We start from the raw sequence: 26590 nt of genomic DNA on the forward strand, positions 1-26590 counted from the left end.
GCGGAAACGGGCACAACCTGTTCAGGCCGGCGGCGTCTTCTCTTGCGCCTGCAACCAGCGGATCACCTCGGCGACCGGCTGGATAAGCTCGCCGGGGATGTACTGCTCCTCCAGGCTGTCCGCGAACAGCGCCCGGGCCAGGGGGATGCGTTCCAGCACCGGCACGCCTTCTTCCTCGGCGATCCGGCGCACCCGCAGGGCTTGCTCGTCGGTGTACTTCAGGGTGACCAGCGGCAACGGGGTTTCCCCGGCCTCGTAGCGCAGGCCCACGGCGATGTGGGTCGGGTTGGTGACGATGACCGACGAACGCCTGACGTCCGCACGCAACGTTCCTTGCTGCAGTTCACGGTGGCGTTTGCGGCGCTCGAGCTTGAGCTCTGGCGCGCCTTCCTGCTCCTTGTGCTCACGCTTGACCTCATCCTTGCTCATGCGCAACTGCCGATGATGCTGCCTGCGCTCCAGGCCGTAGTCGGCCGCCGAAATCGCCATGAAACCAACGGCACAGACGCCGATCAGCTGGCCCAGCAGGCTGCCCAGCACAGGCAGGATGCAGCCGATACCGCACAGCGGGACCTGCAGCAACGCATGCAGGTTGTCGCTGAGCAGGCCGAGCACCAGTGCGCCGAGCAACAGTACCTTGAGCAAAGATTTGAAGAAGTCGAGCAGGTTCCTGACCGAGAAGATTCGCTTCATCCCCTCGAGCGGGCTGACCTTCTTCAGCTCGGGTGAGAGCGGCTGCGTGCTGAACACCCAGCCGGTCTGCAGCAGGTTGCCCGCGCTGGCGGCAATCAATGTGGTCAGCAGGAACGGCAGGGTGAGCCACAGCAGTTCGTGCAGCAACTGCTGCAGCATCAGCTCCAATGCCTGGCGAAAAGGCAGGTGGAGCAGGGGATCAGGCAGCAGCATCAGCGCTCGCAGGTGTCTGAGGAAGTAGTTGGGAAAGCCCAGGGGTAACACGGCCAGGCTCAGGATCAGCATGCTGGATACCAGTTCCTTGCTCTTGACCACCTGGCCCTTATGTCGTGCATCGCGCAATTTGGCCCGAGTGGGATGTTCGGTCTTCTCCGTGCTCATGGCTGCTCCAGCAAGGGACCGAGCAGGCGCACCGCGTGCAGCGCGCTAAATACCTGATCCTGGGCCTGCGCCATCAGCAGGTACAGGTAGGGCACCAGCAACGCGCTGCAGACCAGGCTCTTGATCGGCATGGACAGGATGAACACGTTCAGCGTGGGGGCGAAACGGCTGATGAGTGCCAGGCCGAACTCGGCGAGGAACATGGCGATCAGCAGGGGGGCGGCGAACAGTATGCACAGGGTCATCAGGTAGCCAAACTGGGCCAGGAAGAACGCGTTCCACTGGTCGCTGATCCGTGGGTAATAGCTTGCCACCGGCCAGCTGGCGTAGCTGCCCAGCAATGCGCCGAGCAGTCCCAGGAAGGCGCCACCGGTGAAGAACAGGGTGACCAGGGTCTGCAGCAGCAGCGCTCCGGTAGGGCTGGTCTGGCTGCCCAGCAACGGGTTGAGGGTGGACGCCAGGGTCGCGCCGCGTTGGTTGTCGATGAGAAAGCCGCAGGCCTCAAGCGCCCAGAACGGGATGCACACGATGAACCCGAGGAGCAACCCGAGCAGCACTTCCTTGCCAATGAGCAGCCCCAGTTGCAGACCATCCAGGCCTGGCGGCAGCGTGCCCGCCACGCTGGGGTAGATGAACAGCGCCAGCGAGCACGCCACGCCATTGCGTACCAATGCGCCGCCCAGTACCTGCTTGCCGAGGATCGGCAGCACGATGAAGCAGCTGAACAGCCTGGGCAGGATCAGGCTGAAGTTCAGCAGGGCCTGTTCTAGGGCCTGGGCAGTCATCGCACCCACAGGACTCGCTCGAGCATCAGGTCGGTGTAGTGGTAGAGCTCGCTGCCCATCCAGTCGGCCGTGACGAACAGGGTAACGACCACCGCGACCAGCTTGGCGACGAAGCCCAGGGTCTGTTCCTGCACCTGGGTCAGCGCCTGGACCAACGACACCAGGGTACCCACCAGCGCGGCCATCAGCACCGTCGGCAGGGACAGGATCAATACCAGCCACAGCGCCTGGCTGGCGAAGTGCAGGATTTCGGTACTGCTCATCTCAGCCCCCGTAGCTCAGCACCAGGCCATGGGAGAGGCGCCCCCAGCCATCGAGCAGGACAAACAGCAACAGCTTGAATGGTAGCGAGATGGTCACGGGCGACACCATCATCATCCCCATGGCCAGCAGGATGTTGGAAATGATCAGGTCGATGGCGATGAACGGCAGGTAGATCAGGAAACCGATCTCGAAGGCCCGGGTCAGTTCGCTGATGGTGAACGCGGGCAGCAGGACGAGCAGGCTGTTGCCGTCGACCTGTTCGGCGTAGTGGCTGGGCCACAACTGGCGGGTGCTGTCGAGGAAGAAGGCGCGCTCGCGTTCGTTGGCATGCTTGTCGAGGAACGTGCGAAATGGCCCCAGACCTTCGTCGAGAAAACGTTCGACCGAGTCGGCATCACCGAGGGCCGTCTCATGGGCATTCAGGTAGTCGTAGGTGGCCATGCCCACCGGCGCCATGACGTAGATACTGAGAATGATCGCCAGGCCATACAGGGCCATGTTGGGTGGGATCTGCTGCACACCCAGGGCGTTGCGCAGTAGCGAGAAGACAACGGTCATCTTCAGGAACGAGGTGGCCATGACCGCGATGAAGGGGGCCAGCGACAGCAGCGCAAGGCCAAGGATCAGGCTCAGTTCGTCCGGCAACTGGATCATGTCGGGTCGTTTTCCAGCAGCCGGGTCACGCGTACCCCGAGGCGGCCGTCGATGCGCACCAGCAGTCCGCTGCCGATACAGCGCTGGTTGGCGAGAATGCGCACCTCGGCCGCCAGCGGGCTGTGCAGCTCGATCAGGGCGCCAGGCTGCAGGGTCGACAGAGTGTGCAGCTCGAGGGTCTGGCGACCGACCTCGAAACTGACCGCAATCGGCAATTGCTCCAGTTCCCCCAGTGCGGTATCGGGCAGCGGTAACGAATCGTGCATGCGGACTAGCTCCAGATGTGTGTCGTCGAGCAGCAGTTCTGCCCAGGGGTGGCCGTCGAGCACGCCGAGCAACCGGGTTGGCACTGGCGCGGCGGCGGGCAGCAGCAGGATGTCGCCCATGCCGAGGCCACGCAGCTCGTGCAGCGACAGCTCGAGAGGGCGCCATTGCAGCGAGAGGTTCAGCGCGATGTTCAGGCGTTCGCGCAACGGGCGCAGCGGCAATCTGGCCAGCAGGCGCTCAGGATCGCCCTGCACCCAACAGGTCAGGGCGCTTGCGGCATGCTTCAGCGATACTTGCAGGCAGGGCCAGCCCTGATAGTCACCTGCCGGTTCGATACCCAGGCATTGCAGGCCCGGTATCCAAGGGCTGTCCCGTTGCAGCAACGCCAGTTGCAATGGCGCCGGCAGGCTGGCGAAGTCGGCTTCCTGCAAATGCGGCGCCAGCCATAGCGCCAGTTGCTGCCGACGGCACAGCAGGCGCGCCGACACGCCCTGCCAATCGACCAGCACGGCCAAGTCGGGGTCGCCTTCGCAAACGGCGATGTCCAGCAAGGCCTGGCGCTCTGCGTCGACATAGTTGCGTTGGCGATGGCTCAGCAGTCGCTGCAGGTGCAGCTCCTGTTCGTTAGCGGATGGGAAGCTCGCTGGGTTCATGGTTCGGGCCACCACTCGTCGAGCACGTGGCGCCGATTGCGTGAGCCCTGCTCGCCGCCGCCGTTGGCGGCAAACCCGAGGCTGACCTGCTGCGCAGGATCAAGCCGTTGCAGGCGATCCAGCAGGTCCGTGCAAGCCACCTGCAATTGCCGCAGACTCGCTGGCGCGGCCTGGATCTCCACCTGCAAGCCTGTGCCTGCATGGCGCATGTGCACCTCGACAGGTCCCAGCTGCGGCAACCGAGCACGCAGCAGGGTCAATTCACGGTTGTCGGCCTTGCAACCGAGCACTTGCAATTGCAGGCGATCCACCAGTGTCTACAGGTCTTCGGTGAGTGTGATGCCTGGCGAGGACATTACCCTGTCTACCACTGCACGTTCACAGGTCACGGCATGAACCGGGGCAGGTATGGCGCTTTCATGTGATTGCAGGCGACTTGGCGGGTTGTCGGCGTGCTCGCGAATGTCTCGATGCATGGCCTCGGGCATGCTCTGGACCGTCGGCCCGGGCGCCTCGATTTCTTCGGGCGTCGTCGAGGTGAGCGGATGACTGACAGCATCCTCGGTGAGCGCGGGTGGTGCAGGCACAGGTGGACAGTGGTCCGCCCGGGGCAGGGCGGGCAGCAACGGGTAGCCAAGGCTCAGATGGCCAGATTCCCGAGGCATGGCCCGTCTTTCTGGTGGTGGTAGCAGCAGCTGTTCGAACAACAGCCGCTGGCTGTTCCGGGGAGGCGAGCGAGGCGTGTCAGTCGAGGGGGGCAATAATGCAGGCACAGGCAAGGTCTTCATGGTTGCAAGCCACCGTGTGAACAGTGCTCCTCCAACTCGAGCTCCTGCCTGCATTCCGCCAGCCGAGTGGCACGTTGGTGTGCCTCGTCCCGCAGTTGGACGAAGCTGTCCCTTTTTTGCCGAGTCTGGGCGAGCTGCGCTTGGGCCTGCTGGTGCGCCGTGTTCTGCCGCGCCAGTGCCTTCTCGCAGGCAAAGACTTGCCCATGCAGGCTCGCTTCACGCTCACCGAGCAGACCGACCTGCCGGCGCCAGTGCTCCAAGGCACGACAGTCGATCAACTGGCCGACATGCGCGGCGAACAGGCGCTGTTGTTCTTCGCGGGATCCGCGTTGAAACGCCAGGTGCGCATCGATGGCCTCTGCCTCGGCTTGCTCTGCCGCCTGTAGACGGGCCAGTTGGCTTCGCGCTTCACGCTCGGCCCGCTCAAGTCTGCGTTGCTTGATTTTCGCAAGGGCGGTCAGGGGCATCGGGTAATCTCCAGCAATTGGTCGAGGCTTTGTCGCAGCGAGACGTTTTCGTCGCAAGGCTGGCACAGCCAGGAGCGGATGGCTTCGCGTTTGCCGATGGCCTCGTCTGCGAGCGGATCCTGGCCCTGCGTGTATTCACCGACCCTGAGCAGCAGTTCGACTTCCTCATATCGGGCCATCCATTCGCGCAGTCGGCCGGCGGCGGCACGGTGTTCCGGGCTGACCACCTGGTTCATGACCCGGCTGACCGAACGCAGCACGTCGATGGCCGGGTAGTGGTTGGCGGCTGCCAAGGCCTGGGACAGGACGATATGGCCGTCGAGGATCGAACGGGTTTCCTCGGCGATCGGCTCGTTCAGGTCGTCGCCTTCAACGAGCACCGTATAAAGCGCGGTGATCGAGCCCTTGGCTGATTGCCCGGCACGCTCCAGCAGGCGCGGCAGCTGGGCGAACACCGAAGGCGGGAAGCCGCGCCGGGTCGGTGGTTCGCCCGCGGCCAGGCCGATCTCCCGCTGGGCCCGTGCGAAGCGGGTCAGGGAGTCCATCATCAACAGCACCTTGTTACCCTGGTCGCGGAAATATTCAGCGACGCTGGTGGCGACGAAGGCCGCCCGGGCGCGTTCCATGGCCGGGCGGTCAGAGGTCGCGACCACCAGCACCGCACGGCGCAGGCCGTGCTCGCCGAGTTCGTAGTGAATGAATTCACGTACCTCGCGGCCGCGCTCGCCGATCAGGGCGAGCACGATCACGTCCGCGTCGGCGTTGCGCAGCAGCGTGGCCAGCAGGGTGCTCTTGCCGCCACCGGCGGGGGCGAAGATGCCTGTGCGTTGCCCTTCGGCACAGGTGAGCAGGCCATCGATACAGCGCACGCCCAGGCTCAAGGGGGCATCGACCAGCTTGCGGCTCAGTGGTGATGGCGCGTCCCGATGCACGGGGTACCAGGCTTGTGGTGCAGCCGGCGCGCTGCCGTCGAGCGGGTTGCCCAGGCCATCCAGCACCGTCCCCAGCAAATGCTCACCTACCCCCACTCGGTGCATGCCACCGGTGGGGCAGACCTCGGTGCGCGTGCACAGCCCCTGCATGTCGCCCAGCGGAGCGAGCAGCGCCTGGTCCTGCTGCAGGCCGATGACTTCGGCCAACAGTTCAGGCAGGCCGCCCGGCCTGCGCAGACGGCATAGCTCGCCGACCTGCACGCCGGGCGCCAAAGCGCGGATCAGGGTGCCGGTGATCTGGGTGACCTTGCCGTTGACCTGCACCAAGGTGGCGTTGTTCACGGCGGCCAGCAGGGCCTGGGGAGTCTGGAGCAGCGATGGCGGCATGGGAAAGGTTGCAGCGCGAATGATGGGCGCCATTCTAGGTAGCCTGCCCCGCGGCGGATTTCACTGTAAGGCGCATATTTTTAGTTTTCGGTCGATCACTGCCGCGCCTGGCGACAGGCTAAAAAGAAGCGGCCAGCAGCAACAGTGGGGCGCTGAGCTTGCCTCTAGCATGGCGCTCATTCTTTGATGCGACGACGAGGTGGAGATGAGCGAAGGCGTCGGCTTTTTACGGAGTGAACCGGTGCTGGCCATGGTGCCCGGTTGGGAGGCGCAGGGACAGCCGGCCTTGCAAGCGCGGCAGGTGGCACCGATGGCGCAGCAGGCCAGTATGGCGGAGGAGGTGTCCATGGCGTTCTCGTCACTGGCCAACGCGCGGCTCAGTACCCGCAGTCGCGTGACCGATGCGCGCCAGCTAGGGTTGCGCGCCGGCCAGGAAGCCGAGGCCATGCTGGCCAAGGTGCCGGATGTGCAGCGTCGTTCACTGGATGAAATGGTGGCCTGGCTGCGCCAGCACCCTCAGTTGACCCCGGGTGAGCTGCAGGCCCGCCTGGATGGATTTTCCGCTGAGGCCTGTCATCGCTACCTGGCGCTGGCCTATGCCCGCCATGCGCTGGGCACGTCGGTCGATGCGCATGGCTTGGCCGACAAGCTGGACCAGGCCATGGCAACCATGACGCAGAGCCACGGCCAGGCGATCGAGCTGGGTATCGAGATCGGTCCGCTGGCCCAGGCGACGCAGGCGCAGGGGGTGGCCGAAGTGGGGGCGTTGCGCGGCGTGTACTGCGATTTCCTGTGCGACTATCGCGGGCTCAGGCATGCCTGGGATGAGCTGCGGGCGCGCTTTGGCGATGCCGCTATCGGCGATATCGCGCAGTTCATGCTCAACGGCCTGGCCAGCCATATCAATGGGCCGTCCTCGAGTCTGGACAGCAACCAGCTGCAACAGGTCATCAGCGACATGAAGCTGGTGCAGGCGCTCAAGAAACTGGAAGGCGACACTGTCGCGCTGTTCCGCCAGCTTGCCGGAGAGCCCAGTGGCGTACGGACCTTCTGACCTGGTCAGCGACCTGCTGGCGTTGATCGACAAACGCTGGGCGACGGTGCAGGACATCCAGTGCCTGCTCGCGGCGTTGCCGCTTGGCCCGCAGGTGCATCGTATCCAGTGCCTGCGGGAGTTGCAGCGGATCTTCCGCCTGCTGCCCGTGCAAGTCTTCAGCGACGAGGCACAACGCGAGCATCTGTTGGCGATATCGCAGTTGGCCATGGACCAGGCCGTCGACGATGAGGAGGCGTTGCTGTGTGGCGCGCGGGAGGCATGAGCATGGGCTTTTGTACGGCAGCCGTGGCCCAGTTCTGTCGCGACTTGGGTGTGGCGCCAGCGCAACCGCAGGAACCGTTGCTGTGCCTGGAGTTACCAGATGCAGGCGTTTTGCAGCTCGAACGGCTAGCGGGGCAGTTGACGCTGTGGCTGGATCTTTACGTGCACGGGGCGATGCTCGAGCGCGCCATGCGGTGTGCGCTCAGGCAGGTGTACGAACACCAGGCCTGTGGTTGCCTGCTGCGCTGTGGTCTGCTTGCCAACGATCGTCTGGTACTGCTGGCAGGCCTCGACGAACATGGTTTGACCGAGCAGGCCTTGCACCGGGCCTATCGCTTGCTGATGCGGGTACGCACCGAGGTGTTGGCAGCATGAGCGTTATCGAGCTGGCCGGGCAGGCCCATGATCTCTCGCTGCCGTGGGCGCCAGCCGACGCGGCGCTTGCCCAGCCAGGATGCGACGCTCTGCCTATGCCGGGGCAGCCAGTGCAGGCGCACTTGCGTGAGCTGTACCCGCAGCATCAGGCGGCACGCCTGCGTCTGGCGTACGCCAGGCCCGGACATGAACTGCGCATCCTGTACAACCCGCACCATTTTACCCGAGCACTGGGCTCGCTAGTGGAACAGCTGCTTGCGTCGCAGGCCCCCGGATGCCCAGAGGCGGCGGCACTGGTGCAAGCGCTGCTGGCCGACCGCCGTACGCTGGAGTGCTGCGTTAACGTCCTGCTCAAGGTGTGAACACATGAAATTGTCGAACGAACAGCAGGATGTCTTGCAGTTGTTGGCCTGGTTGCATCTGCAATGCGGTTGGCCCGAACGGGCGCGGGTGTTGCTGGAGGTGCTGTTGTGCGACGATCCCCAGCATCGCGCCGGGTGTCGAGCCGCAGTGGTGGTGGCGCTGGAGCTGGGCGATTGGGCGGGGGCCGAGCGTCAGTGCCTGGCGCTGCGTGACGCAGGCGAGCTGCAGCCGCCCTTGTGGCTGTGCCTGAGCCAGGCACAGCAAATGGCCGGCCGGTTGGAGCAGGCCCAGGCCACCTATGCCGAGTACCTGCTTCGCAAGGCACGCCCATGAATCAGCTGACCCGGATACTCGGCCGGATCGGCGCGCGCAAGGACCTGATGCTGGCCGTGATGTTGCTGGCGGTGGTGTTCATGATGATCCTGCCGCTGCCGCCCCTGCTGCTGGACCTGCTGATCGCCCTGAACATCACCATCGCCGTGGTGCTGATGATGATGTCGGTGTACGTGGTCTCGCCGCTGCATTTCTCGGTGTTCCCCTCGGTGCTGCTGGTCACCACGCTGTTCCGCCTGGCGCTGTCAATCAGCACCACGCGGATGATCCTGCTGGAGGCCGATGCCGGGCAGATCGTGCAGACCTTCGGCGACTTCGTGGTGGGTGGCAACCTGGTGGTGGGCTGCATCCTGTTCCTGATCATCACCATCGTGCAGTTCCTGGTCATCACCAAGGGCGCCGAACGGGTGGCGGAAGTCAGCGCGCGGTTTTCCCTCGACGCCATGCCGGGCAAGCAGATGAGCATCGACGGCGACCTGCGCGCCGGCGTCATCGACGTCAACGAGGCCCGTGAGCGCCGTGGCGAGGTGGAGAAGGCCAGCCAGATGTTCGGTGCCATGGATGGCGCGATGAAGTTCGTCAAGGGTGATGCCATCGCCGGGTTGGTGATCATCATCGTCAACCTGCTGGCAGGGCTGGCCATCGGCGTGATGCAGAAGGGCATGAGCGCGGGTGATGCGCTGCAGCTCTACGCGGTGCTCACCGTCGGTGACGGCATGGTCAGCCAGGTGCCGGCGTTGTTGATCGCCATCACGGCGGGAATCATCGTCACCCGCGACGGTCAAGGCGCTCATGACTTGGGGGCGAATATTGGCAGCCAGGTCATGGCGCAGCCCAAGGCGCTGCTGATCGGTGGCGCCTTGCTGGGGTTGTTCGGTCTCATCCCGGGCTTCCCGACAGTCACGTTCTTCATTCTCGCGTTGATGGTAGGGGGCGGTGGCTGGTGGGCACTCCGCCAGCGGCGTGTCGAAGAGGCTGACCAGCAGCACAGCGGCGGTCTGCCGGTGTTGCTGGCCAATGGTGCCGGCGCGCCAGCGCTGAAACCCGCAGGCAAGGCGAAGATGGGCGCCGACCCGCAGGCCTTTGCCCTGACGGTGCCCTTGCTCATCGATGTGGACAGCGAGTTGCAAGCCGCCCTGGAGGCCGCCTCGTTGAACGATGAACTGGCACGGGTCCGCCAGGCGCTCTACCTGGACCATGGCGTGCCGTTCCCTGGTATCCGCCTGCGTTTCAACAGCGCGCTCGGCCCTGGGGAGTACCGCATCCTGTTGCAGGAAGTGCCGGTGGCGCGAGGCAAGCTGATGCCTGGGTGTCTTCTGGTTCAGGAGAAGCTCAGCCAGCTGGAGCTTGTAGGCGTGCCCTACGTAGAAGACGAAGCGCTCTTGCCTGGGCGTGCGAGCCTTTGGGTGGAGCAGGACCTGCGTGATCGCCTGGAGCGTGCCGGCTGTGCCTTCCTGGCGGTCGACCAGGTGCTTGCCTGGCACCTGACCCATGTGCTGTGCGAATACGCCGGGGATTTCGTCGGCATCCAGGAGACCCGCTACCTGCTGGAGCAGATGGAGCAGGGCTACGCCGAGCTGGTCAAGGAGGTACAGCGGATCCTGCCATTGCAACGAATCACCGAGGTCTTTCAGCGGCTGGTGAGCGAGGGCATCTCGATCCGCAACATGCGTTCGATCCTCGAGGCCTTGGTCGAATGGGGGCAGAAGGAAAAGGACGTGGTGCAGCTGGCCGAATATGTGCGCAGCAGCCTCAAACGCTACATCTGCTACAAGTACGCCAGTGGCCACAACCTGCTGCCGGCCTACCTGCTAGACCCGGCGGTCGAGGAGATGATCCGCAATGGCATCCGTCAGACCAGTGCCGGTAGCTACCTGGCCCTGGAACCTGCGCAAAGCGATGCCTTTCTCGCCCAGGTCAAGGCTGCGGTGGGCAACCTGCATGAAGCCCAGGCAAGGCCGGTGCTGGTGGTGTCCATGGACATCCGGCGCTATGTGCGCAAGCTGGTCGAAGGCGTTTATTCCGATCTGCCGGTGCTGTCCTTTCAGGAACTCACCACGCAGATCAACATCCAGCCACTGGGACGCATTGGCTGACGCCATTCTGGCGTCAGAAACCGTACCCCTGAACTACAAAATCGCGGCCGGGCCTGACGGAATGACCGCCACTGCCTCAATAGACTTCATCTGTCGGTACCTCAGACTGGTCATGGCCAGCCTCACCTCGAGACGGGGTACCCAGCCAACCGGGAACAGATGATGACTATCGACGCATTCAATCGCCCAGACCCCTTGCCGCCTGTCGATCGCGTGGCACCCTCGCAGATCTGGGTCGACATTCAGAGGGTGGAGGGGTTTCTCGACCAGAAAGCGATTACGGCTGTGGATGATCAAGGCCTGCCTTTGAGCCGCGAGCGCCGGCGGCAGGTCATCGAGACCTTGCTGGGCCCCGAGGGGCAGGCGCGATTGGCGCAGAGTCGACCCTACTTCGACAGCCTGCTGCCGCATCCGCTGCCCGACCAGCCTGTCGATGCGCTGATCCAGTTGCTGGAAGCCTATGCGGCGTGGTTGCCGGGCGCCCCCGTGCAGCTGGTGAACCTGGGCGAACGGCTACGCACGGACGAGCTGGTAATGGCGGCGATGGGTTTGCGCATGCGCAAGCAGAAGACCGAGCGTATCGAGCTCAGCGAGCAGCTGAAGAGCCTCACCGCGGAGCTGAAGATCTTCAGCGTGATCCAGTCCAAGGTCAACGTGGTCATGGCAGCCAAAGGCACCTTCGATCTTCAGGATTCGGGCTTCAACCTTTTTGACCCGAAGTTGTACGACCTGGATGCGGCTGCCTGGGAAACCAGCCCTGAACGCCGATTGCTTGCTTCGTACGGCAGTGCAGGCGTGACGGTGCAGCAGTTCCTGGCAAGCACGCCCAGCGGCAATGATCGTCGTCCACACAGGGTCAGCGGACCGATGGATGGCCTGCAATCGCAATACAAATGGCACAAGGACAATAACCCGCTGGCCAACTTCTCCCAGGCCTTGAGCGATCGCACCCGCATCGTCAACGACAAGGTGACCGAGCAGACCACCCTGCTCAATGACGTGGGGTCGCGGTACACCACCTCCACCGAGGTGATGATGAAGTTCGTCGAGACATGGTACTCGATGCTGTCGAAGATTATGCAGAACTGAGGTGATTGATGACTGCAGCACAACACAGAGGCGCCGATGCCATCGAGGCCGAGGCGATCGAAGGCTTCTTCGCTGAGGGTGGCACGTTCGCCATGTTGCGCGGGGTTGGCGCGGCACAGCTTGAAACGCTCTATGCCCAGGCATTCGGCTTCTACCAGGCGGGGCGGCTGGAGGATGCCTTGACGATGTTCAAGGGGCTGGCGGCGCTCGACCACTACGACGCCCGGGCATTTCTCGGGGTGGCGGCCTGCTACCAGGCGTTGGAGCGTTATCAGGAGGCGTTGCCTGCCTACGCCTACGGCGCAATGCTCGCACCGCACGACCCACGCTTCTGCTTGCATGCCGCTGAATGCCAGCAGCATCTGGGTGACCTGGTTTCGGCGCGCAGCGGCTACGAACATGCGCAGGTGCTGGCAGAGAGCGGTGAACATGGCGGCTTGGCGAGCAGGGCGCAGGCGCTGCTTGAGGCATTGCGACAGAAGGAGGCTGCGAGCCATGCGAACTGAACATTTCGTCGCTGAACCGCGGGTGGTCGCCGCTGCAAGCGAGATTGAAACGCCAGTGACGGGTACTGCCGTCCGCTTGCCAGGCGATACCGGCATGGCCTCGGTAGACACACCATTGCGGCCTGATCGCAGTGTCAGGTTGGATCCTCCGTTGATTCAGGAATCCTTGGCAACAGGACGGCACCTTCACGGCCTGCTCGATAAAAGTGTCGACCCCGGGCGCTTCATGCAGCCGGCATTGGCCACGGTACCCGATGTCGGGGCATTGATACTCGGGCAGCTCGCCGGAGAGATCTCCGATGCCGAGCTGGATATCCGCCTCACTGAACTGCTGAGCCGGTTGGGCGCCCGCCAGACCGAACTCAACCTGCAGCAGGTTCGGCTGATGACCGAACAGAACCGCCAGCAGATGGCGCTCAACGCGCAAAAAATGGCAGAGGTGACCCAGCGCCACCAGGACGCCGGCACGGCGAGCGTTTTTGCCAAGGTCTTCGGCTGGGCAGCGGCCATCGTGTCCATTGTGGTCGGCACGGTGATGGTTGCGACGGGCCTGGGCGCCGTGGCGGGCGCGCTGATGATCGCCGGTGGCGTCATGGGGGTGGTGTCCATGTCGTTGAACCAGGCGGCCGAGGACGGGCATATCTCCAAAGAAGTGATGAAGTACCTCGGGCCTGCGCTGATGGCGGTGGAAGTCGCCCTGGCGCTTGCCTCGGTGGTGCTCACCTGTGGCGGCAGCCTTGCGGTGGTCGCGGCCAAAGTGGCCGGCAGGGTGAGTGGCAAGGCTGCACAGGTTGCCCTTTCGGTGGGCCAGAAAATCCAGAGTGTGGCCTGCAGCGGGGGCTCCTCGGCTGCCAGCGCGGGCACCCAGGCCAAGCTGCAGATGACCTTGAGCGGTGCCAGCATGGCGACCACCACACTGTCGGGCGCGAGTGAGGCGGCCAGTTCGGTCATGCAAGGGCTGGCGCTGCGCAGCGAGGCGCAACTGGCCGAAATGCGCCTGGTGCTGGAGCAGGGCCACGGCTATCTCGAGCAACTGGCCAAGGAACTTGAACAACTACTCGCAAAAAAGCAGCAACACATCGAGCAAATGCTGGAAATGCTGAGCGCACGCCACAAAGCCTGCGCGGATATCGCCAGTCGAAACTTCATCGCTTGATCAAGGAGCAATCATGAGTCTGTCTATTACCAACATCGATCAATTGTCCGTCCTCGACTCGCCGTCATCGCTCATCGAGGGGCAGAATGCCGCGAAGCCCTTGTGGGCGATGCCGGCCATGCCCAGCCCAGCAGCGCAAGCGACGACCGGCGAGCGGCCAGGGCAGGTCGGCCTGGATGCGCCACGGGCGACGCCCTGCAGCCAGGATCTTCAGAGCCTGCTGGCCATTCTCCGCGCTGCCATGCAGGTGCGCGACGGTAACGCGCAAGGGCGCAGAGCCCAGGCTGAGGTCAGCGTGCAGGCCAGCAAGGAACAGATCGGCTGGATGAGAACCGCCAGCAACGCGCTGTTCGCCTCGGCGGCTGTCAGTGGTGCTTTGAGTGTTATCACGTTGGCCAGTGGCACCACCGGCATGCTCCGAAACCTGGGTGATGCGCGCACGATCAAGAGCCTGGAGCAAGCCAGCCATAGCGCCAGGTATGGTCAGCCTGGCAAGGTGACAATGGCCTCGAAAAAGCAGATCGACTCCAATCGTATCGAGGTCAAGCATCTGCAGAACGGCATCGATACCCGCAACACCATCCTGCACACGCTCAATGGTGTGGCACAAAGTGGGGCTGGGTTCGCCACCGGCATCGCCCACGCCATCAAGTCGCTGCAGGATGTCTGGGCCAAGGAGCAGGAGCTTGAAGCAACGGTTGCCGGCAACCAGAAGGAACAGTTCCAGCGCCACACCGATGAGGAGGCGAAATTGATCAACCAAGTGCTCCAGCTCCTCCAGGAGATCCTGCGTAACGACAACCAGGCATTCCGGGCCGCGGGCGTTATGGCTTGAGCGCGTCGAGAAGCATGCATATCGACTGAGGACGCGGTCCTTTTTACCAGTACTTTGATAGGGGTTTGCAGAGTGATTGAATCGGTTTCCACAGGTTGGGTATTTGGTGCCAGCCTGAACCCACTCAACGAGCGCAGTGACTGCGCGCAGGTCAAGACTACCGATACCGCGCAGCGGTTGGCCCGTCAGGAGGAGCCGCAGAAACATGGCATCCTGATGCGGCTGTTCATTGCCGTTGCCAAATTTCTTGGCTTTCGCATAAGTACGGCTCCGGTTGCCCAACAGGCTCCGACGTCGGCGTCGGATGTGATGAGTTCGTTGAACGAGGGGGCGGCCAAGGGGCTGCCTGAGGTCATGAGGTCGCAAGCCAGCCGAATAACGGCCAAGCTGGAAAAGCTCTCGCTTGAACAGTTCATAGACACTTACACAGAGCAGCTGAATGGCAGCAATATCATGCGCAGCACCTGTTGCCTGTTCACGAATGTCGCCATGCTTGGGCAGCTTGTCGCCGAGTTGCGGGTAGATACAGGCATCAACAAGCTCGATATCACCAACGGCTTTTCGTTCATCGAATCGCAGTCCCCGGCGAATATCGAACTGATGCGCAATGATCGACAGGCCGCTGGCAAGGTCCTTGATGCGGTAGGGTTCCTTGCCGCGCGATTCGCCGAGTTCCCTGACCCTGATCAGGTGGGGGCCGCCGCAGTGGTCACGTTCATCAAGGATGTTGAAACACAGTTCATCGAGCGGTTTGCCCAACGGCCTGCGCCGCCAGCGGCAAGCACGGTCGAAGAGACAAACGGCGCGGCGCGTGCCACGGGACCGGTACTGGTCGCCAGTGGCCAGGGCGATGCAGTCCAGGCGCAGGCCATCGAGCGGGTTGCGCCAACCGAGGTATCGGCCGATGGCGGAATTGATCCTGCCAAGGTTTTGAAAGAGGTGAAGTTCGGTTTCGGCGCTGACGGCTATCTACCGAAGCTCGATGACTTCCACGCGGCGATGAAGTCGCTGCAGGATCCTGTGGGCCCGCTGTCTCGACTGTTCGGGCATTTCGAGTCGCTGGCCGGGCAGGGCAGTGTGTCTGAGCAGAAGATCGCCGCGATGGTGCTGGAGCACAAGGCGCTGGGGCAGACCCATGCCTTCGGCGATCTTTTCGGGCATCGGAGGCAGGAGCCCGTGCCGCTTGCAGGTTTCCGGGCGATCGCCATGACGGATGCGCTGGAGAGAAAGTGTAGCTCCGCCGTTCGCCAACTCGAGGCGCTGCCCGTAGCTCGCGGGGCCTAGTAGGGTGTTCCACAACTAACCGGTCGTATTTGCAAAACACCACACTAGCGTCAGCACTGGTCTGGGGCCTCAGCGCCCCAGCCAGTCGATCAGCGCCTTATGGAACCGCCCGGGTTCCTCGATCTGCGGGGCATGCCCGAGCCCTTCGAATGTCACCAGTTCACCCTTCGGAATCAACCCGGCCACCTGCGCTCCCAGGGTCTTGTACCTGCCCAGCATGGCCTTCACCTCGGGCGGGGCGATATCGCTACCGATGGCCGTGGTGTCCTGGTCACCGATCAGCAGCAGGGTCTTCATCCTAAGGTCCTTGAACTCGTGCACCACTGGCTGGGTGAAGATCATGTCGTAGATCAGCGCCGAATTCCATGCCACCGCCTCGTGCCCCAGGCCCTTGTTCAGCCCAACCAGCATCTGCACCCAGCGCTCGTACTCGGGCTTCCAGCGCCCGGCATAGTAGGTAGTGCGCTCATAATTGCGCACACCCTCGGCCTCGAGCTTCAGCTCCCGGGCGTACCATTGATCCACGGTGCGATAGGGCACCCCCAGGGCTTTCCAGTCCTCCAGGCCGATGGGATTGACCATGGCCAGGCGTTCCACCTGTAGCGGGTACATCAGGGCGTAGCGGGTGGCGAGCATGCCGCCGGTGGAGTGGCCGAGTACGATGGCCTTGTCCACCCCCAGGCTGGCCAGCAACGCATGGGTGTTGTCGGCCAGTTGCTGGAAGCTGTACTGGTAATGTGCGGGTTTGCTCGAGGTGCAGAAACCGATCTGGTCCACGGCGATGACCCGATAGCCGGCCTGGCTCAGCGCATCGAGGGTGGTTTCCCAGGTGGCGGCGCAGAAGTTCTTGCCGTGCATCAGCACCAGGTTGTGGCCGTTGGCCTTGCCCTTGGCGGGAACGTCCATGTAGCCCATCTGCAAGGCCTGGCCCTGGGACTGGAAGTCGAAGTGCTGCAAGGGGTACGGGTAGGCGAAGCCTTCGAGTTGCTTGCCGTAGGTTGGCGGCTCGGCGGCGATGGCCGTGCCGGTGATGAGGTAGGCCAGGGCCAGGGCAGTTGCGCGCAACATGGGAGCACTCCGTCCAGGTAGGAATAGAGCGACTGTAGCAGCCGCTGGCTGCTACCCGCCGTGAAACGTGTTACCCGGTCTGAAACCAGCCCAGGGTGATCATCGCCACCACGATGTAGCGGCCACCCTTGGCCAAGGTGACCAGCAGTACGAAGCGCCAGAAGGGTTCGCGCATGATCCCGGCGATCAGGGTCAGCGGGTCGCCGATCACCGGCATCCAGCTCAGCAGCAACGACCATTGCCCCCAGCGTTGGTAGCGCTGCTGGGCGCGCTCCAGCTGGCGGGCGCTGAACGGGAACCAGCGTTTGTCGCGCAGGTGCTCGATGGCCCGGCCCAGCAGCCAGTTGACGATGGACCCCAGCACATTGCCGAGCGTGGCGACCAGCAGTAGGGTTGCCCAGGCTTGCGGGTCGCGCAGCAGCAGCCCGACCAGCACCGCCTCCGATTGCAGTGGCAGCAGGGTCGCGGCGCCGAAGGCGCTGAGGAACAGCGCCCAGAGGCTGAGCATCAGTAGTTGGCGACCACGGTGTCCCGGTCGTCCTGGGTCACGCCGATGACCTGGTAGGCGTCCTTGTGGTCACCCATCTCCATGCCCGGCGAGCCCATGGGCATGCCGGGCACGGCCAGGCCCTTGAGGTCGGAGCGGTTGGCCAGCAGGCGTACCTGCTCGGCCGGCACATGGCCCTCGACGAACTTGCCGTTGATTACCCCGGTGTGGCACGAGGCCAGGCGTGGCGCCACGCCCAGGCGCTGCTTGACCGCGCTCATGTTCGGCTCGACATGGTCGTTGACGGTGAAGCCGTTGTCGCCCAGGTGCTTGATCCATTCCTTGCAGCAACCGCAGTTGGGGTCGCGGTAGACGTCGATGGTCTCGGCGGCCTGGGCCAGGCCGGTGATGGCCAGCAGGCCGAGAGTGAGCAGGTGTTTGCGCAGCATGGTGAAGCTCCTGTGAAACAGCATGATTCATTGACCGGGTGGCTAGAAGCGCAGGCGGACCCCGGCCACCAACCGGGTCTGGCCGCTGTCCTCGTCATTTTCCCGGGCCTGCTCGGCGCGGTTGCCGTGCAGGCGGTTGAAGCTGACCCCGACATAGGGCGCGAACGCCCGGGTGATCTCGTAGCGCAGGCGCAGGCCCACCTCGCTTTCGGCCAGCCCCGCGCCTTGTTCGCGCCCGGCGTCATTGCGCCCGAAGAAGTTGGCTTCGACGGTGGGTTCGAGGATCCAGCGATTGGTCAGCAGCATAGCGTAACCGGCTTCCAGGCGCAGCGCGGTCTGCTGCCGCTCGCCGGCGTAGGCGGTGGCTTCCAGCTCCAGGCCATAGAGCGGCGTGCCCTGGATGCCGAAGGCTGCCCAGGCCTGGCCGCTGGCGGGCTTGAAGTCCTGGCGCAGACCGCCGACCAGCTCCCACCAGGGGCTGATGGCATGGCCCCAGAGGGCCTGCAGCTCAGCTTTGTGGGTCTTGCCCTGTTCGCGTTCACCCTCGGTGCGCAGCCACAGGCGGTCGATATCGCCGCCGACCCAGGCGGTGGCGTTCCAGTTCAGGGCGCCACTGTTTTCGAAGTTCTGGTACTCCAGCTGGTCGACGATCACTGCCCAGTTGGTTGCCCGGTCGTGCACCTGATGCCCTGGCAGGAGCGGGAAGGCGGCGCGGCGGTCGGCGTCGGTGACTACCGGCAAGGGTGTGCGTGGTTGATCGGGGGGCGTCGCCGCGTGGTTCATCTGGCTGTGGTCCATGGGCATGCTGCCATGGCTCATCTGGCCGTGGTCCATTGGCATGGCGCCGTGGTTCTTATGGTCCATGCCTGCGGCCAGGGTCCGTTCGCTGGCCAGCAAGGCCATCAGTGCGACACCGGTGACGATACGGCGGTTGCAGTTCTCATTCATCGACCCGTACCTCGCGGAACATGCCGGTCTCCATGTGGTAGAGCAGGTGGCAGTGGTAGGCCCAGCGGCCCAGGGCGTCGGCGGTCACACGGTAGCTGCGCCGGCTGCCGGGAGGGATGTCGAGGGTGTGCTTGCGTACCAGGAAGCGCCCTTGTTCATCTTCCAGGTCGCTCCACATGCCATGCAGGTGGATGGGGTGGGTCATCATGGTGTCGTTGACCAGGGTGATGCGCACCCGCTCGCCATACTTCAGACGCAGCGGCTCGGCATCGCTGAACTTGATGCCGTCGAACGACCAGGCGAAGCGTTCCATGTGTCCGGTCAGGTGCAGTTCGATGTCCCGTGACGGTTCGCGCCCGTCCGGGTCGGGATAGGGACTGCGCAGGTCGGCGTAGGTCAATACCCGGCGGCCATTGCCGCGCAGGCCGATGCCGGGGTCGGCGAGGTTGGCGCGGGGGGCCATGGTCTGCATATCCACCAGCGGGTTGTCGGTCTCGCTGGTGGGGTGGCTTTGCATCATGGGCATGCCGGCCATGGCCGAGTGGTCCATGCCCGCCATGCTGCCGTGGTCCATCGCCGGCATGTTCGAATGGTCCATCTGGCCCATGCCGCCATGCCCCATGTCGTCCATGCTCAGCACCGGGCGTGGATCCGGCTCGGGTACTGGAGCCTGCAATCCAGCGGCGCGGGCCAGGGTGCCACGGGCGAAGCCGGTACGGTCCATGCTCTGGGCGAACAAGGTGTAGGCGGGCAGGTCGCCTACGGTGACCAGCACGTCATAGGTTTCGGCCACGGCGATGCGTAGTTCGTCCACGGTAACCGGGGTCACCGGCAGGCCGTCGGCGGCGATCACCGTGAGCTTCAGGCCGGGGATGCGAAAGTCGAAATAGGTCATCGCCGAAGCGTTGATAAGGCGCAGGCGCACGGTTTCGCCGGGCTGGAACAGGCAGGTGAAGTTGCCGTCCGGTGGCTGACCGTTGAGCAGGTAGGTGTAGCCGGCAGCGCTGATGTCGGCGAGGTCGGTGGGGCTCATGCGCATCTTCGCCCAGGCCCAGCGGTTGTCGAGGGTGTTGCGCCAGCCGCTTTCGGCGACATCGTTTATGAAGTCACCCACCGTGCGCTTGTGGTAGTTGAAGGCGTCGGACTGTTTCTTCAGCGTAGCCATCAGCGCTTCCGGCGCCTGGTCCGACCAGTCGCTGAACAGCAGTACATGGTCGCGCTGGTACCTGTGCGGCTCAGGCTCGCGGGGTTCGATGACGATGGCGCCGTACACGCCGGCCTGCTCCTGCAAGCCGGAGTGGCTGTGGTACCAGTAGGTGCCGCTCTGGCGCAGGGTGAACTGGTAGAGGTAGTCGCCGCCCGGTTCGATGCCGGCGAAGCTCAGCCCCGGCACGCCGTCCATGTTGGCCGGCAGGATGATGCCGTGCCAGTGGATCGAGGTGGGCTGGTCCAGGCGGTTGCGCACGCGCAGGGTCACGGTGTCGCCTTCGCGCCAGCGCAGCTGCGGGCCGGGCAGGCTGGCGTTGATGGTCTGCGCGGTGCGTGGGCGGCCGGTGATATTGACCGCGGTCTGGCCGATGAACAGTTCGAACTGCTGGCCACTCAGGTCGTGCAGCGGCAAGCGCCCCTCTGCTGCCTGGGCCAGCGGGCGCCACAGGCCGAGGCCGGCCAGGGCGGTGGCGGCGCCCAGGCCCTTGACGAAGGTGCGGCGGGTTGGAGTCGGTGGCATGGCGTGCTCTCGCTACGAAACTGCCACCATCCTCGCCGCCAGTGCCTGTCAGCTGGCTGAGGCGCGGATTACAGATTTGTCAGGCAGCCGTCTCGGCGCTTTCCAGGTCGCGCATCAGCAAACCGAACTCCAGGGATACCTGCTCGGGGATCGGCAGGTAGACCACATGGCCATCGCCCGGCGCCACCTCGATGGCCTGCTGCTGACGGTTGCGCAGGCGGTGCAGGTCGAAATGGTAGTTGCCACGCGGAGTCATCAGTTCCAGGTGATCGCCCACGGCGAAACGGTTCTTCACCTTGACCTCGGCCAGGCCATCGACCCGCGCCCCGGTCAGCTCGCCGACGAACTGCTGGCGCTCGGACACCGAGTTGCCGCGCTGGTAGTTCTGGTACTCGTCGTGCACATGGCGGCGCAGGAAGCCTTCGGTGTAACCGCGCTGGGCGAGGGATTCGAGGCTGGCCATCAAGCCGCGGTCGAACGGCCGTCCGGCCACGGCGTCGTCGATGGCCTGGCGGTAGGACTGCACGGCGCGGGCGCAGTAGAAGTGCGATTTGGTACGGCCCTCGATCTTCAACGAATGCACACCCATATGTGCCAGGCGCTCGACGTGCTGGATGGCGCGCAGGTCCTTGGCGTTCATGATGTAGGTGCCGTGCTCGTCCTCGAACGCCGGCATTTCTTCGCCCGGGCGGTTGGACTCCTGCAACAGGAACACCTGGTCGGTGGGGGTGCCTATGCCCAGCGTGGGTTCGAATTCGCGGACGATGTCGCCGGTAGCGTTCTCGGTGGCCGGGGTCGCCTCATACTTCCAGCGGCAGGCATTGGTGCAGGTGCCCTGGTTGGCATCGCGCTTGTTCAGGTAGCCTGACAGCAGGCAACGCCCGGAGTAGGCCATGCACAGCGCGCCATGCACGAACACCTCCAGTTCCATCTCTGGCGCCTGCTGGCGGATCTCCTCGATCTCTTCCAGCGACAGCTCCCGCGAGAGGATCACCCGGGTCAGGCCCATGCCCTGCCAGAACTTCACGCTGGCCCAGTTGACCGTGTTGGCCTGCACCGAGAGGTGGATGGGCATCTGTGGGAAGTGCTGGCGAACCAGCATGATCAGCCCAGGGTCGGACATGATCAGCGCATCCGGGCCCATCTCGATCACCGGCGCCAGGTCCTTGAGGAAGGTCTTGAGCTTGGCGTTGTGCGGGGCGATGTTGACCACCACGTAGAAGCGCTTGCCCAGGGCCTGCGCCTCCTGGATGCCGAGGGCCAGGTTGGCATGGTCGAACTCGTTGTTGCGCACCCGCAGGCTGTAGCGCGGTTGCCCGGCGTAGACCGCGTCGGCGCCGTAGGCGAAGGCGTAGCGCATGGTCTTGAGGGTACCGGCGGGGGCGAGCAGTTCGGGCTTGGCGGGAGAGGTCATGGTGCGCACCGGGGCAAAAGGCGCGGATGCTAAGGCGGCGGCGCCTTGCAAGTATTGATCTGGGTCAACGGCACTTTTACCGATGCGCAGCGCACTAAATGGTTGAGCCCTCGAGGAACGCCGATGAACGAAACCGTACTGCAGAACAAAGCCCTGACCGTGTTGCTGGCCCTGGTGACCATCGCCTTCATCTGGATCATGTTGCCGTATTCCGGCGCGATCTTCTGGGCGGTGATCCTCGGCATCCTCTTCGCACCGCTGCAACGCCACCTGTTGCTGCGCTGTGGCGGGCGACGCAACCTGGCGACGGCGGTGGCCCTGGCCACCTGCTTGCTGGTGGCGGTGCTGCCGGTGATCATCATCAGCGCCCTGCTGGTGCAGGAGGGGGCAGCGTTGTACCAGCGCATCGAGAGTGGCCAGCTGGATATCGCCGGCTATATCGAACGGGGCAAGGACATGCTGCCGGCCTATGCCCAGCATTTCCTCGACCGCATGGGCATGGGCAACCTCGATGGCCTGCGCGACAAGATCACCAAGTGGGCGACCCAGGGCAGCCAGTTCCTCGCCGGCCAGGCGTTCAGCTTCGGCCAGGGCACCTTCGAGTTCCTGGTGAGCTTCGGCATCATGCTCTACCTGCTGTTCTTCTTCCTGCGCGAGGGGGCGGAGCTGGCGCGCAAGGTGCGCCAGGCGGTGCCACTGCCCGAGCAGCAGAAACGCCGTCTGCAGCTGAAGTTCAAGCGCGTGGTGCGGGCCACGGTCAAGGGCAACCTGCTGGTGGCGATCACCCAGGGTGCGCTGGGCGGGCTGATCTTCTGGGTACTGGGCATTCCCAGCGTGCTGGTGTGGGCGGTGCTGATGGCGTTCCTGTCATTGCTGCCGGCAGTGGGCGCGGGGATCGTCTGGGGGCCGGTGGCGCTGTACTTCCTGCTGACCGGGGCGATCTGGCAGGGGATCGTGCTGACCGCGTTCGGTGTGCTGGTGATCGGCCTGGTGGACAATCTTCTGCGACCGATCCTGGTGGGCAAGGACACGCGCATGCCGGATTACCTGGTATTGGTTTCGACCCTGGGCGGGTTGGCGGTGTTCGGGCTCAATGGGTTTGTGATCGGGCCGTTGATCGCGGCGCTGTTCATTTCCAGCTGGGCGATCTTTGCCTCGACCAAGCCGCAGGTGCAGTTGCCGTCTTGAATGGGGCGCAAGGCGCCCCCCCCGGGGTCAACGGAAGCTGTAGGAAACCCCGGTATAAACCCCGAACCCTTCCCCCGGCGTCGAGCGGGCGATGTCCTGCCCGGCATCGTTGTACCCCGGCGTCACCGTCGCCGCGTAACGTTTGTTGGTCAGGTTGCGCAGGTCGAGCCAGGTCTGCCAGTCGCGCTTGGGCGAATCCCAGCCCAGGCGTGCGCCGAGCAGTGCGTAGGCGTCGGCATGGTAGCTGTTGGCGTAGTCCACCTGCACCTTGGACGCCATCTGCGTGTTGACTCCGGCGTAGAAACCACTCGGCCAGTCGTAGCGCAGTTCTGCCTGGTAGTAGTGCATGGGGATGCCGGGCAGGCGGTTGCCGCCGAACTTGTCGTCGTCGCGGTAGTGGAAATCGCTGAAGGTGTAGGCCTGGCGCAGGCTGAGCTTGCCGGTGCCGGGTTGTTCCCAGAGAAGGCTGTCCAGGCCGGCTTCGATGCCTTGGTGCACGGTGGGGCTGGCATTGAATTCCTTGAACGGCAAACCTTGTACGACTTCAACGTTCAGCAGCTCATGACGTACCTGGGCGTAGTACCAGGCCAGGTCCCAGCGCCCCAGCGCCGAATCACCGCGGGCACCCAGTTCCAGGGTGGTGGCGGTCTGGTTCTGCATCTTCATCGGCTGGTTGGCGACTGGCGCACTCCAGACCAGCGACCACGGGTGTGGTGGCTCCACCGAGCGACTGAGGTTGCCGTAGACCTGCAGGTCCGGGCGGATGTCGTAGCGCAGGCCTAGGCGTGGGGCGTAGTCCCAGTCGTGCTGGCTGACCTTGCCGCCACTGGATGGGTAGGTTACGTCGCTTTCGCGGCGGGTGTAGATCATCGCCAGGCCCGTGCTCAGCCACAGGTTCGGAATCAGCTCCAGGTCGTTGCCTGCATGCAGCACGGTATCTGAACCCTGGTAGCTGAAGTCGCGGGTGCGGGCGCCAAAGTTGTCGCCGCCGGGGCGGGCGAACTGCGAGGCGCCGCTGTTGGGCAGGTGCTTGGTGGTGCGCCAGCCTAGCGTGGTCTTGCTCTCATGGCCAAACAGGGTGTCACGACGCAAGTAGTTCAGCGTGCCGCTGACATCGGTGTAGGCGACCTTCAGGCGCATCGGGCCTTCACGCAGGTCCATCGGGTAGTCGTGATAGACCAGCCCCGCCTCCAGACGCGAGTCGTCATCCAGGAAGAAAGTGGTCTTGTTGCCCACCCAGGTGCTGCCCGGTTGCGGGCGGCTGTCATCGCGGGCCAGGTAGGCCGGGTTTGCCGCGCGCGGATCGTGCTTGATCTGATCCTTGGTCAGGCGTCCGGCCAGATCGTTCTCGGTCTCGCGGTAGCGCAGGTAGAAGCGCGTCTCCAGGTTCGGGTTGAAGCGATAGCCGACGTTGGCGGCGATGCCCTTGGCGCTGCCACTGCTGTGCCGCTGGAAGCCGTCGTACTCGGCGTCGGTAAGCGCTACGTAATAGTCGAGGTTGCCCAGCACCTGCCCGGAGCTGATGTGCCGGCGCTGGTAGCCACGGCTGCCGACTTCGTAGCGCACCTGCAAGGGCGCGGCATCGTAACCGGTGTGGGTCACGTAGTTGATCGCGCCGCCCAGGGCCAGCGAGCCCTGGGCGAAACCGTTGGCACCGCGCAGCACTTCGGCGCGGCTCAGCCACAGCGGTTCGAACAGCTCATAGGGCGTGCCGCCGGGACCTGTCAGCGGCAGGCCGTCGAACATCGTGTAGACGCCCGAACCGTGGGCACCCGGCGCACGGTTGATGCCCGAACCACGGATCGACAGCTTGATGCCGTCGTTGCCCGCCGACTGGGCGAACACTCCCGGCTGGTAGGCCAGCACATCCTGATTGGTCGCCACCCGGCCCTGGCCCACCTTGTCCATGTCCACCAGGTTGCTGGCGCCGGGGATTTCACGCAGGTGATCGGCGGCGGCTTCCAGCTCGGACTGTTGATGGTCCTGGATCAGCACCTGGTCGAGTTCGACGCGGTTGGCGGCCTGGGCGGAGCCGGCGACGAACAGGGCCAGCAGGGAGTAGGGCAGGGTTGGGCGCATGGGGACGAGGTTCCAGATCGGGTGCGGGAGTCTGACGCTGCAAAGGGCAGACGAAGCACAGGGGACGATCTGTAGGACCCCAAAAAAGAACACCCCGCCGAGGCGGGGTGTCTAGTGACGCTGGCAGCCGATCAGCCGATCAGTTGCAAACCAGCCTGCTGCACCATCTCCAGCAGCGGCTGCGGGTACACGCCCAGCACGAAGGCAAGGATCGCGATGGCTAGCAGCATCACGCCGCCGGTGCGCTGTTCCCACTTCAGCGGGGCGTCGTGGCGACGCAAGTTCGGCTCGACCAGGTACAGGGTGACCATGACACGCAGGTAGTAGTACACGCCGATGGCGCTACCGATCACCAGGGCGCCGACCAGCCACCACAGGTGCGACTCGACGCCGGTGGCGATGATGTAGAACTTGCCGATGAAGCCTGCGGTCAGCGGGATACCGGCCAGCGACAGCATCATCACGGTCAGTACCGCGGTCAGGTACGGACGGCGCCAGAACAGGCCGCGGTACTCGTACAGGGCGTCGGCGTCACGGCCGGCGTATGGCGAGGACATCAGGGTGATCACGCCGAAGGCGCCGAGGCTGGTGATCACGTAGGTGACCAGGTACACGCCCATGGCTTCCAGGGCCAGGCCCTTGCTGGCGACCAGGGCTATGACCAGGTAGCCGAAGTGGGCGATGGACGAGTAACCCAGCAGGCGCTTGAGGTTGCTCTGGGTCAGCGCCAGCAGGTTGCCGATGATGATCGACGCCACGGCGATGACTGCCAGTACGGTGCTCAGTACGCCGCTGCTGGCGGCGGGGGAGAGCATGAACAGGCGCACGACCACGGCGAATACCGCGACCTTGCTGGCGGTGGCCAGGAAGGCGGCGACCGGCGCCGGGGCGCCTTCATACACGTCCGGGGTCCACAGGTGGAACGGCACCAGCGACAGCTTGAAGGCCAGGCCCACCAGCATCATGCCCAGGCCCAGTTGCGCCAGCAGGCTTGGCATGCTGGTAGCGGCCAGGGCCTTGCCCAGCTGGTCGAAGGTCAGGGCGCCGGCGTCGGCATACAGCAGCGCCATGCCGAACAGCAGGAAGGCGGAACCGGCGGCCGACAGCACCATGTACTTGATGCCGGCTTCCAGCGAGCGCTTGTTGAAGAACGCATACGCCACCAGGCCGTAGACCGGCACCGACAGCAGCTCCAGGCCGATGAACAGGCCGGCCAGGTGGTTGGCGCTGACCAGCACCAGGCCACCCAGTGCCGACATCAGCAGCAGCAGGTACAGCTCTTCACGGTTGCCCGGGAAGCCTTTGGAGCCTTCGCCGAGGTAGGCGTGGGCGAGGGTGACGCAGGCCAGGGTGGCCACCAGGATGATCGCCATGTACAGGCAGGCGAACTTGTCGATGGTCACCAGCGAGGTCACCGCCAAGGGCGCGACCTTCAGCGCCGGCAGGATCGACAGCAGGGCCAGGTTCAGGCCCACGGTGGACAGCAGGAAGGTCTGCGAGTGATTGCGCTTCCAGGCGATCGCCAGCATCACCACCACCGTGGTGATGGTGGTGATCAGCATCGGCGCCAATGCGATGAAGTGTTGAGTGGTGAATTCCATA

Annotated in this window: 28 protein-coding genes; 12 read left to right on the forward strand and 16 right to left on the reverse strand. The window is 64.4% G+C overall.

Annotated features, from left to right (window positions below):
• Nucleotides 1–21: 21 nt before the first annotated feature.
• From sctU to sctN, 8 genes are all read right to left on the reverse strand, one after another.
• Nucleotides 22–1074, reverse strand: a complete 1053-nt coding sequence (gene sctU, locus DFS21_RS21250; protein WP_111533042.1) for a type III secretion system export apparatus subunit SctU — start codon at nucleotides 1072–1074, stop codon at nucleotides 22–24.
• Nucleotides 1071–1859: a type III secretion system export apparatus subunit SctT gene (gene sctT, locus DFS21_RS21255; protein WP_110701004.1), complete on the reverse strand. Its 789-nt coding sequence runs from the start codon at nucleotides 1857–1859 to the stop codon at nucleotides 1071–1073. The genes sctU and sctT overlap by 4 nt, the downstream gene beginning before the upstream one ends.
• Nucleotides 1856–2122, reverse strand: coding sequence for a type III secretion system export apparatus subunit SctS (gene sctS, locus DFS21_RS21260; protein WP_110700848.1), 267 nt, complete (start codon nucleotides 2120–2122; stop codon nucleotides 1856–1858). The genes sctT and sctS overlap by 4 nt, the downstream gene beginning before the upstream one ends.
• Before the next feature lies 1 nt (nucleotide 2123).
• Nucleotides 2124–2777, reverse strand: a complete 654-nt coding sequence (gene sctR, locus DFS21_RS21265; RefSeq protein WP_110700846.1) for a type III secretion system export apparatus subunit SctR — start codon at nucleotides 2775–2777, stop codon at nucleotides 2124–2126.
• The gene (sctQ, locus tag DFS21_RS21270) at nucleotides 2774–3697 is read right to left on the reverse strand and encodes a type III secretion system cytoplasmic ring protein SctQ (RefSeq protein WP_110700844.1); all 924 of its coding nucleotides are present in this window, start codon (nucleotides 3695–3697) and stop codon (nucleotides 2774–2776) included. The genes sctR and sctQ overlap by 4 nt, the downstream gene beginning before the upstream one ends.
• Nucleotides 3694–4008, reverse strand: a complete 315-nt coding sequence (locus tag DFS21_RS21275; protein WP_158539568.1) for a type III secretion system needle length determinant — start codon at nucleotides 4006–4008, stop codon at nucleotides 3694–3696. The genes sctQ and DFS21_RS21275 overlap by 4 nt, the downstream gene beginning before the upstream one ends.
• Before the next feature lie 473 nt (nucleotides 4009–4481).
• On the reverse strand, nucleotides 4482–4952 hold the full coding sequence (locus DFS21_RS21280) for a YscO family type III secretion system apparatus protein (protein ID WP_111533044.1): 471 nt from the start codon (nucleotides 4950–4952) through the stop codon (nucleotides 4482–4484).
• Nucleotides 4943–6271 carry a type III secretion system ATPase SctN gene (gene sctN, locus DFS21_RS21285; RefSeq protein WP_111533051.1) on the reverse strand — a complete coding sequence of 443 codons (1329 nt, stop codon included), beginning with the start codon at nucleotides 6269–6271 and terminating at the stop codon, nucleotides 4943–4945. The genes DFS21_RS21280 and sctN overlap by 10 nt, the downstream gene beginning before the upstream one ends.
• A 205-nt stretch (nucleotides 6272–6476) precedes the next feature.
• Here sctN and DFS21_RS21290 point away from each other — a divergent pair, with 205 nt between their 5' ends.
• The 11 genes from DFS21_RS21290 to DFS21_RS21335 all read left to right on the forward strand — a co-directional run bounded on the left by DFS21_RS21290 (nucleotide 6477) and on the right by DFS21_RS21335 (nucleotide 15626).
• Nucleotides 6477–7325: an HrpJ domain-containing protein gene (locus DFS21_RS21290; RefSeq protein WP_110700838.1), complete on the forward strand. Its 849-nt coding sequence runs from the start codon at nucleotides 6477–6479 to the stop codon at nucleotides 7323–7325.
• Nucleotides 7306–7590, forward strand: coding sequence for a TyeA family type III secretion system gatekeeper subunit (locus tag DFS21_RS21295; protein WP_110700836.1), 285 nt, complete (start codon nucleotides 7306–7308; stop codon nucleotides 7588–7590). Before DFS21_RS21290 ends, DFS21_RS21295 begins: the two co-directional genes overlap by 20 nt.
• 2 nt (nucleotides 7591–7592) lie before the next feature.
• Nucleotides 7593–7964 (forward strand): type III secretion chaperone SycN, encoded by a 372-nt coding sequence (locus DFS21_RS26670; RefSeq protein WP_158539569.1) that lies wholly within the window; start codon nucleotides 7593–7595, stop codon nucleotides 7962–7964.
• Complete coding sequence (locus DFS21_RS26675; protein WP_158539570.1) at nucleotides 7961–8326, forward strand: hypothetical protein; 366 nt, start codon at nucleotides 7961–7963, stop codon at nucleotides 8324–8326. Before DFS21_RS26670 ends, DFS21_RS26675 begins: the two co-directional genes overlap by 4 nt.
• A 4-nt stretch (nucleotides 8327–8330) precedes the next feature.
• Complete coding sequence (locus tag DFS21_RS21305; protein WP_110700832.1) at nucleotides 8331–8660, forward strand: type III secretion protein; 330 nt, start codon at nucleotides 8331–8333, stop codon at nucleotides 8658–8660.
• Nucleotides 8657–10756 carry a type III secretion system export apparatus subunit SctV gene (gene sctV / locus DFS21_RS21310; RefSeq protein ID WP_110700830.1) on the forward strand — a complete coding sequence of 700 codons (2100 nt, stop codon included), beginning with the start codon at nucleotides 8657–8659 and terminating at the stop codon, nucleotides 10754–10756. The genes DFS21_RS21305 and sctV overlap by 4 nt, the downstream gene beginning before the upstream one ends.
• 162 nt (nucleotides 10757–10918) lie before the next feature.
• The gene (locus DFS21_RS21315; protein ID WP_158539571.1) at nucleotides 10919–11845 is read left to right on the forward strand and encodes a virulence-associated V antigen; all 927 of its coding nucleotides are present in this window, start codon (nucleotides 10919–10921) and stop codon (nucleotides 11843–11845) included.
• Between the two features lie 8 nt (nucleotides 11846–11853).
• On the forward strand, nucleotides 11854–12351 hold the full coding sequence (locus DFS21_RS21320) for a SycD/LcrH family type III secretion system chaperone (protein ID WP_110700826.1): 498 nt from the start codon (nucleotides 11854–11856) through the stop codon (nucleotides 12349–12351).
• A gap of 22 nt (nucleotides 12352–12373) precedes the next feature.
• Nucleotides 12374–13507 (forward strand): type III secretion system translocon subunit SctE, encoded by a 1134-nt coding sequence (sctE, locus tag DFS21_RS21325; RefSeq protein WP_158539572.1) that lies wholly within the window; start codon nucleotides 12374–12376, stop codon nucleotides 13505–13507.
• Between the two features lie 43 nt (nucleotides 13508–13550).
• Nucleotides 13551–14342 carry a YopD family type III secretion system translocon subunit gene (locus tag DFS21_RS21330; RefSeq protein WP_158539573.1) on the forward strand — a complete coding sequence of 264 codons (792 nt, stop codon included), beginning with the start codon at nucleotides 13551–13553 and terminating at the stop codon, nucleotides 14340–14342.
• A gap of 72 nt (nucleotides 14343–14414) precedes the next feature.
• Entirely contained in the window at nucleotides 14415–15626 is a 1212-nt protein-coding gene (locus DFS21_RS21335) for a hypothetical protein (RefSeq protein WP_146603163.1), read from the forward strand.
• Between the two features lie 69 nt (nucleotides 15627–15695).
• On the opposite strand, the gene DFS21_RS21340 is transcribed toward DFS21_RS21335, so the two are convergent.
• The 6 genes from DFS21_RS21340 to yegQ all read right to left on the reverse strand — a co-directional run bounded on the left by DFS21_RS21340 (nucleotide 15696) and on the right by yegQ (nucleotide 21721).
• Nucleotides 15696–16694, reverse strand: a complete 999-nt coding sequence (locus DFS21_RS21340; protein ID WP_111533046.1) for an alpha/beta fold hydrolase — start codon at nucleotides 16692–16694, stop codon at nucleotides 15696–15698.
• A gap of 70 nt (nucleotides 16695–16764) precedes the next feature.
• Nucleotides 16765–17202 (reverse strand): YqaA family protein, encoded by a 438-nt coding sequence (locus DFS21_RS21345; RefSeq protein WP_110700816.1) that lies wholly within the window; start codon nucleotides 17200–17202, stop codon nucleotides 16765–16767.
• Entirely contained in the window at nucleotides 17202–17630 is a 429-nt protein-coding gene (locus DFS21_RS21350) for a DUF411 domain-containing protein (RefSeq protein ID WP_110700814.1), read from the reverse strand. The genes DFS21_RS21345 and DFS21_RS21350 overlap by 1 nt, the downstream gene beginning before the upstream one ends.
• 42 nt (nucleotides 17631–17672) lie before the next feature.
• Nucleotides 17673–18578, reverse strand: a complete 906-nt coding sequence (locus tag DFS21_RS21355) for a copper resistance protein B (protein ID WP_110700812.1) — start codon at nucleotides 18576–18578, stop codon at nucleotides 17673–17675.
• Nucleotides 18571–20307 carry a copper resistance system multicopper oxidase gene (locus tag DFS21_RS21360; protein ID WP_110700810.1) on the reverse strand — a complete coding sequence of 579 codons (1737 nt, stop codon included), beginning with the start codon at nucleotides 20305–20307 and terminating at the stop codon, nucleotides 18571–18573. Before DFS21_RS21360 ends, DFS21_RS21355 begins: the two co-directional genes overlap by 8 nt.
• Before the next feature lie 79 nt (nucleotides 20308–20386).
• Nucleotides 20387–21721 carry a tRNA 5-hydroxyuridine modification protein YegQ gene (yegQ, locus tag DFS21_RS21365; protein ID WP_110700808.1) on the reverse strand — a complete coding sequence of 445 codons (1335 nt, stop codon included), beginning with the start codon at nucleotides 21719–21721 and terminating at the stop codon, nucleotides 20387–20389.
• 123 nt (nucleotides 21722–21844) lie between these two features.
• Here yegQ and DFS21_RS21370 point away from each other — a divergent pair, with 123 nt between their 5' ends.
• Nucleotides 21845–22909, forward strand: a complete 1065-nt coding sequence (locus tag DFS21_RS21370; RefSeq protein ID WP_110700806.1) for an AI-2E family transporter — start codon at nucleotides 21845–21847, stop codon at nucleotides 22907–22909.
• A 27-nt stretch (nucleotides 22910–22936) separates the two neighbouring features.
• Here the strand turns inward: DFS21_RS21370 and DFS21_RS21375 are convergent, their stop codons facing one another.
• On the reverse strand, nucleotides 22937–24988 hold the full coding sequence (locus tag DFS21_RS21375; RefSeq protein WP_111533047.1) for a TonB-dependent receptor domain-containing protein: 2052 nt from the start codon (nucleotides 24986–24988) through the stop codon (nucleotides 22937–22939).
• A 131-nt stretch (nucleotides 24989–25119) separates the two neighbouring features.
• Nucleotides 25120–26589, reverse strand: coding sequence for an NADH-quinone oxidoreductase subunit NuoN (gene nuoN / locus DFS21_RS21380; protein ID WP_102685131.1), 1470 nt, complete (start codon nucleotides 26587–26589; stop codon nucleotides 25120–25122).
• Nucleotide 26590 lies beyond the last annotated feature (1 nt).

Source organism: Pseudomonas sp. 2848, from assembly GCF_003253945.1.
Lineage (GTDB): Bacteria > Pseudomonadota > Gammaproteobacteria > Pseudomonadales > Pseudomonadaceae > Aquipseudomonas.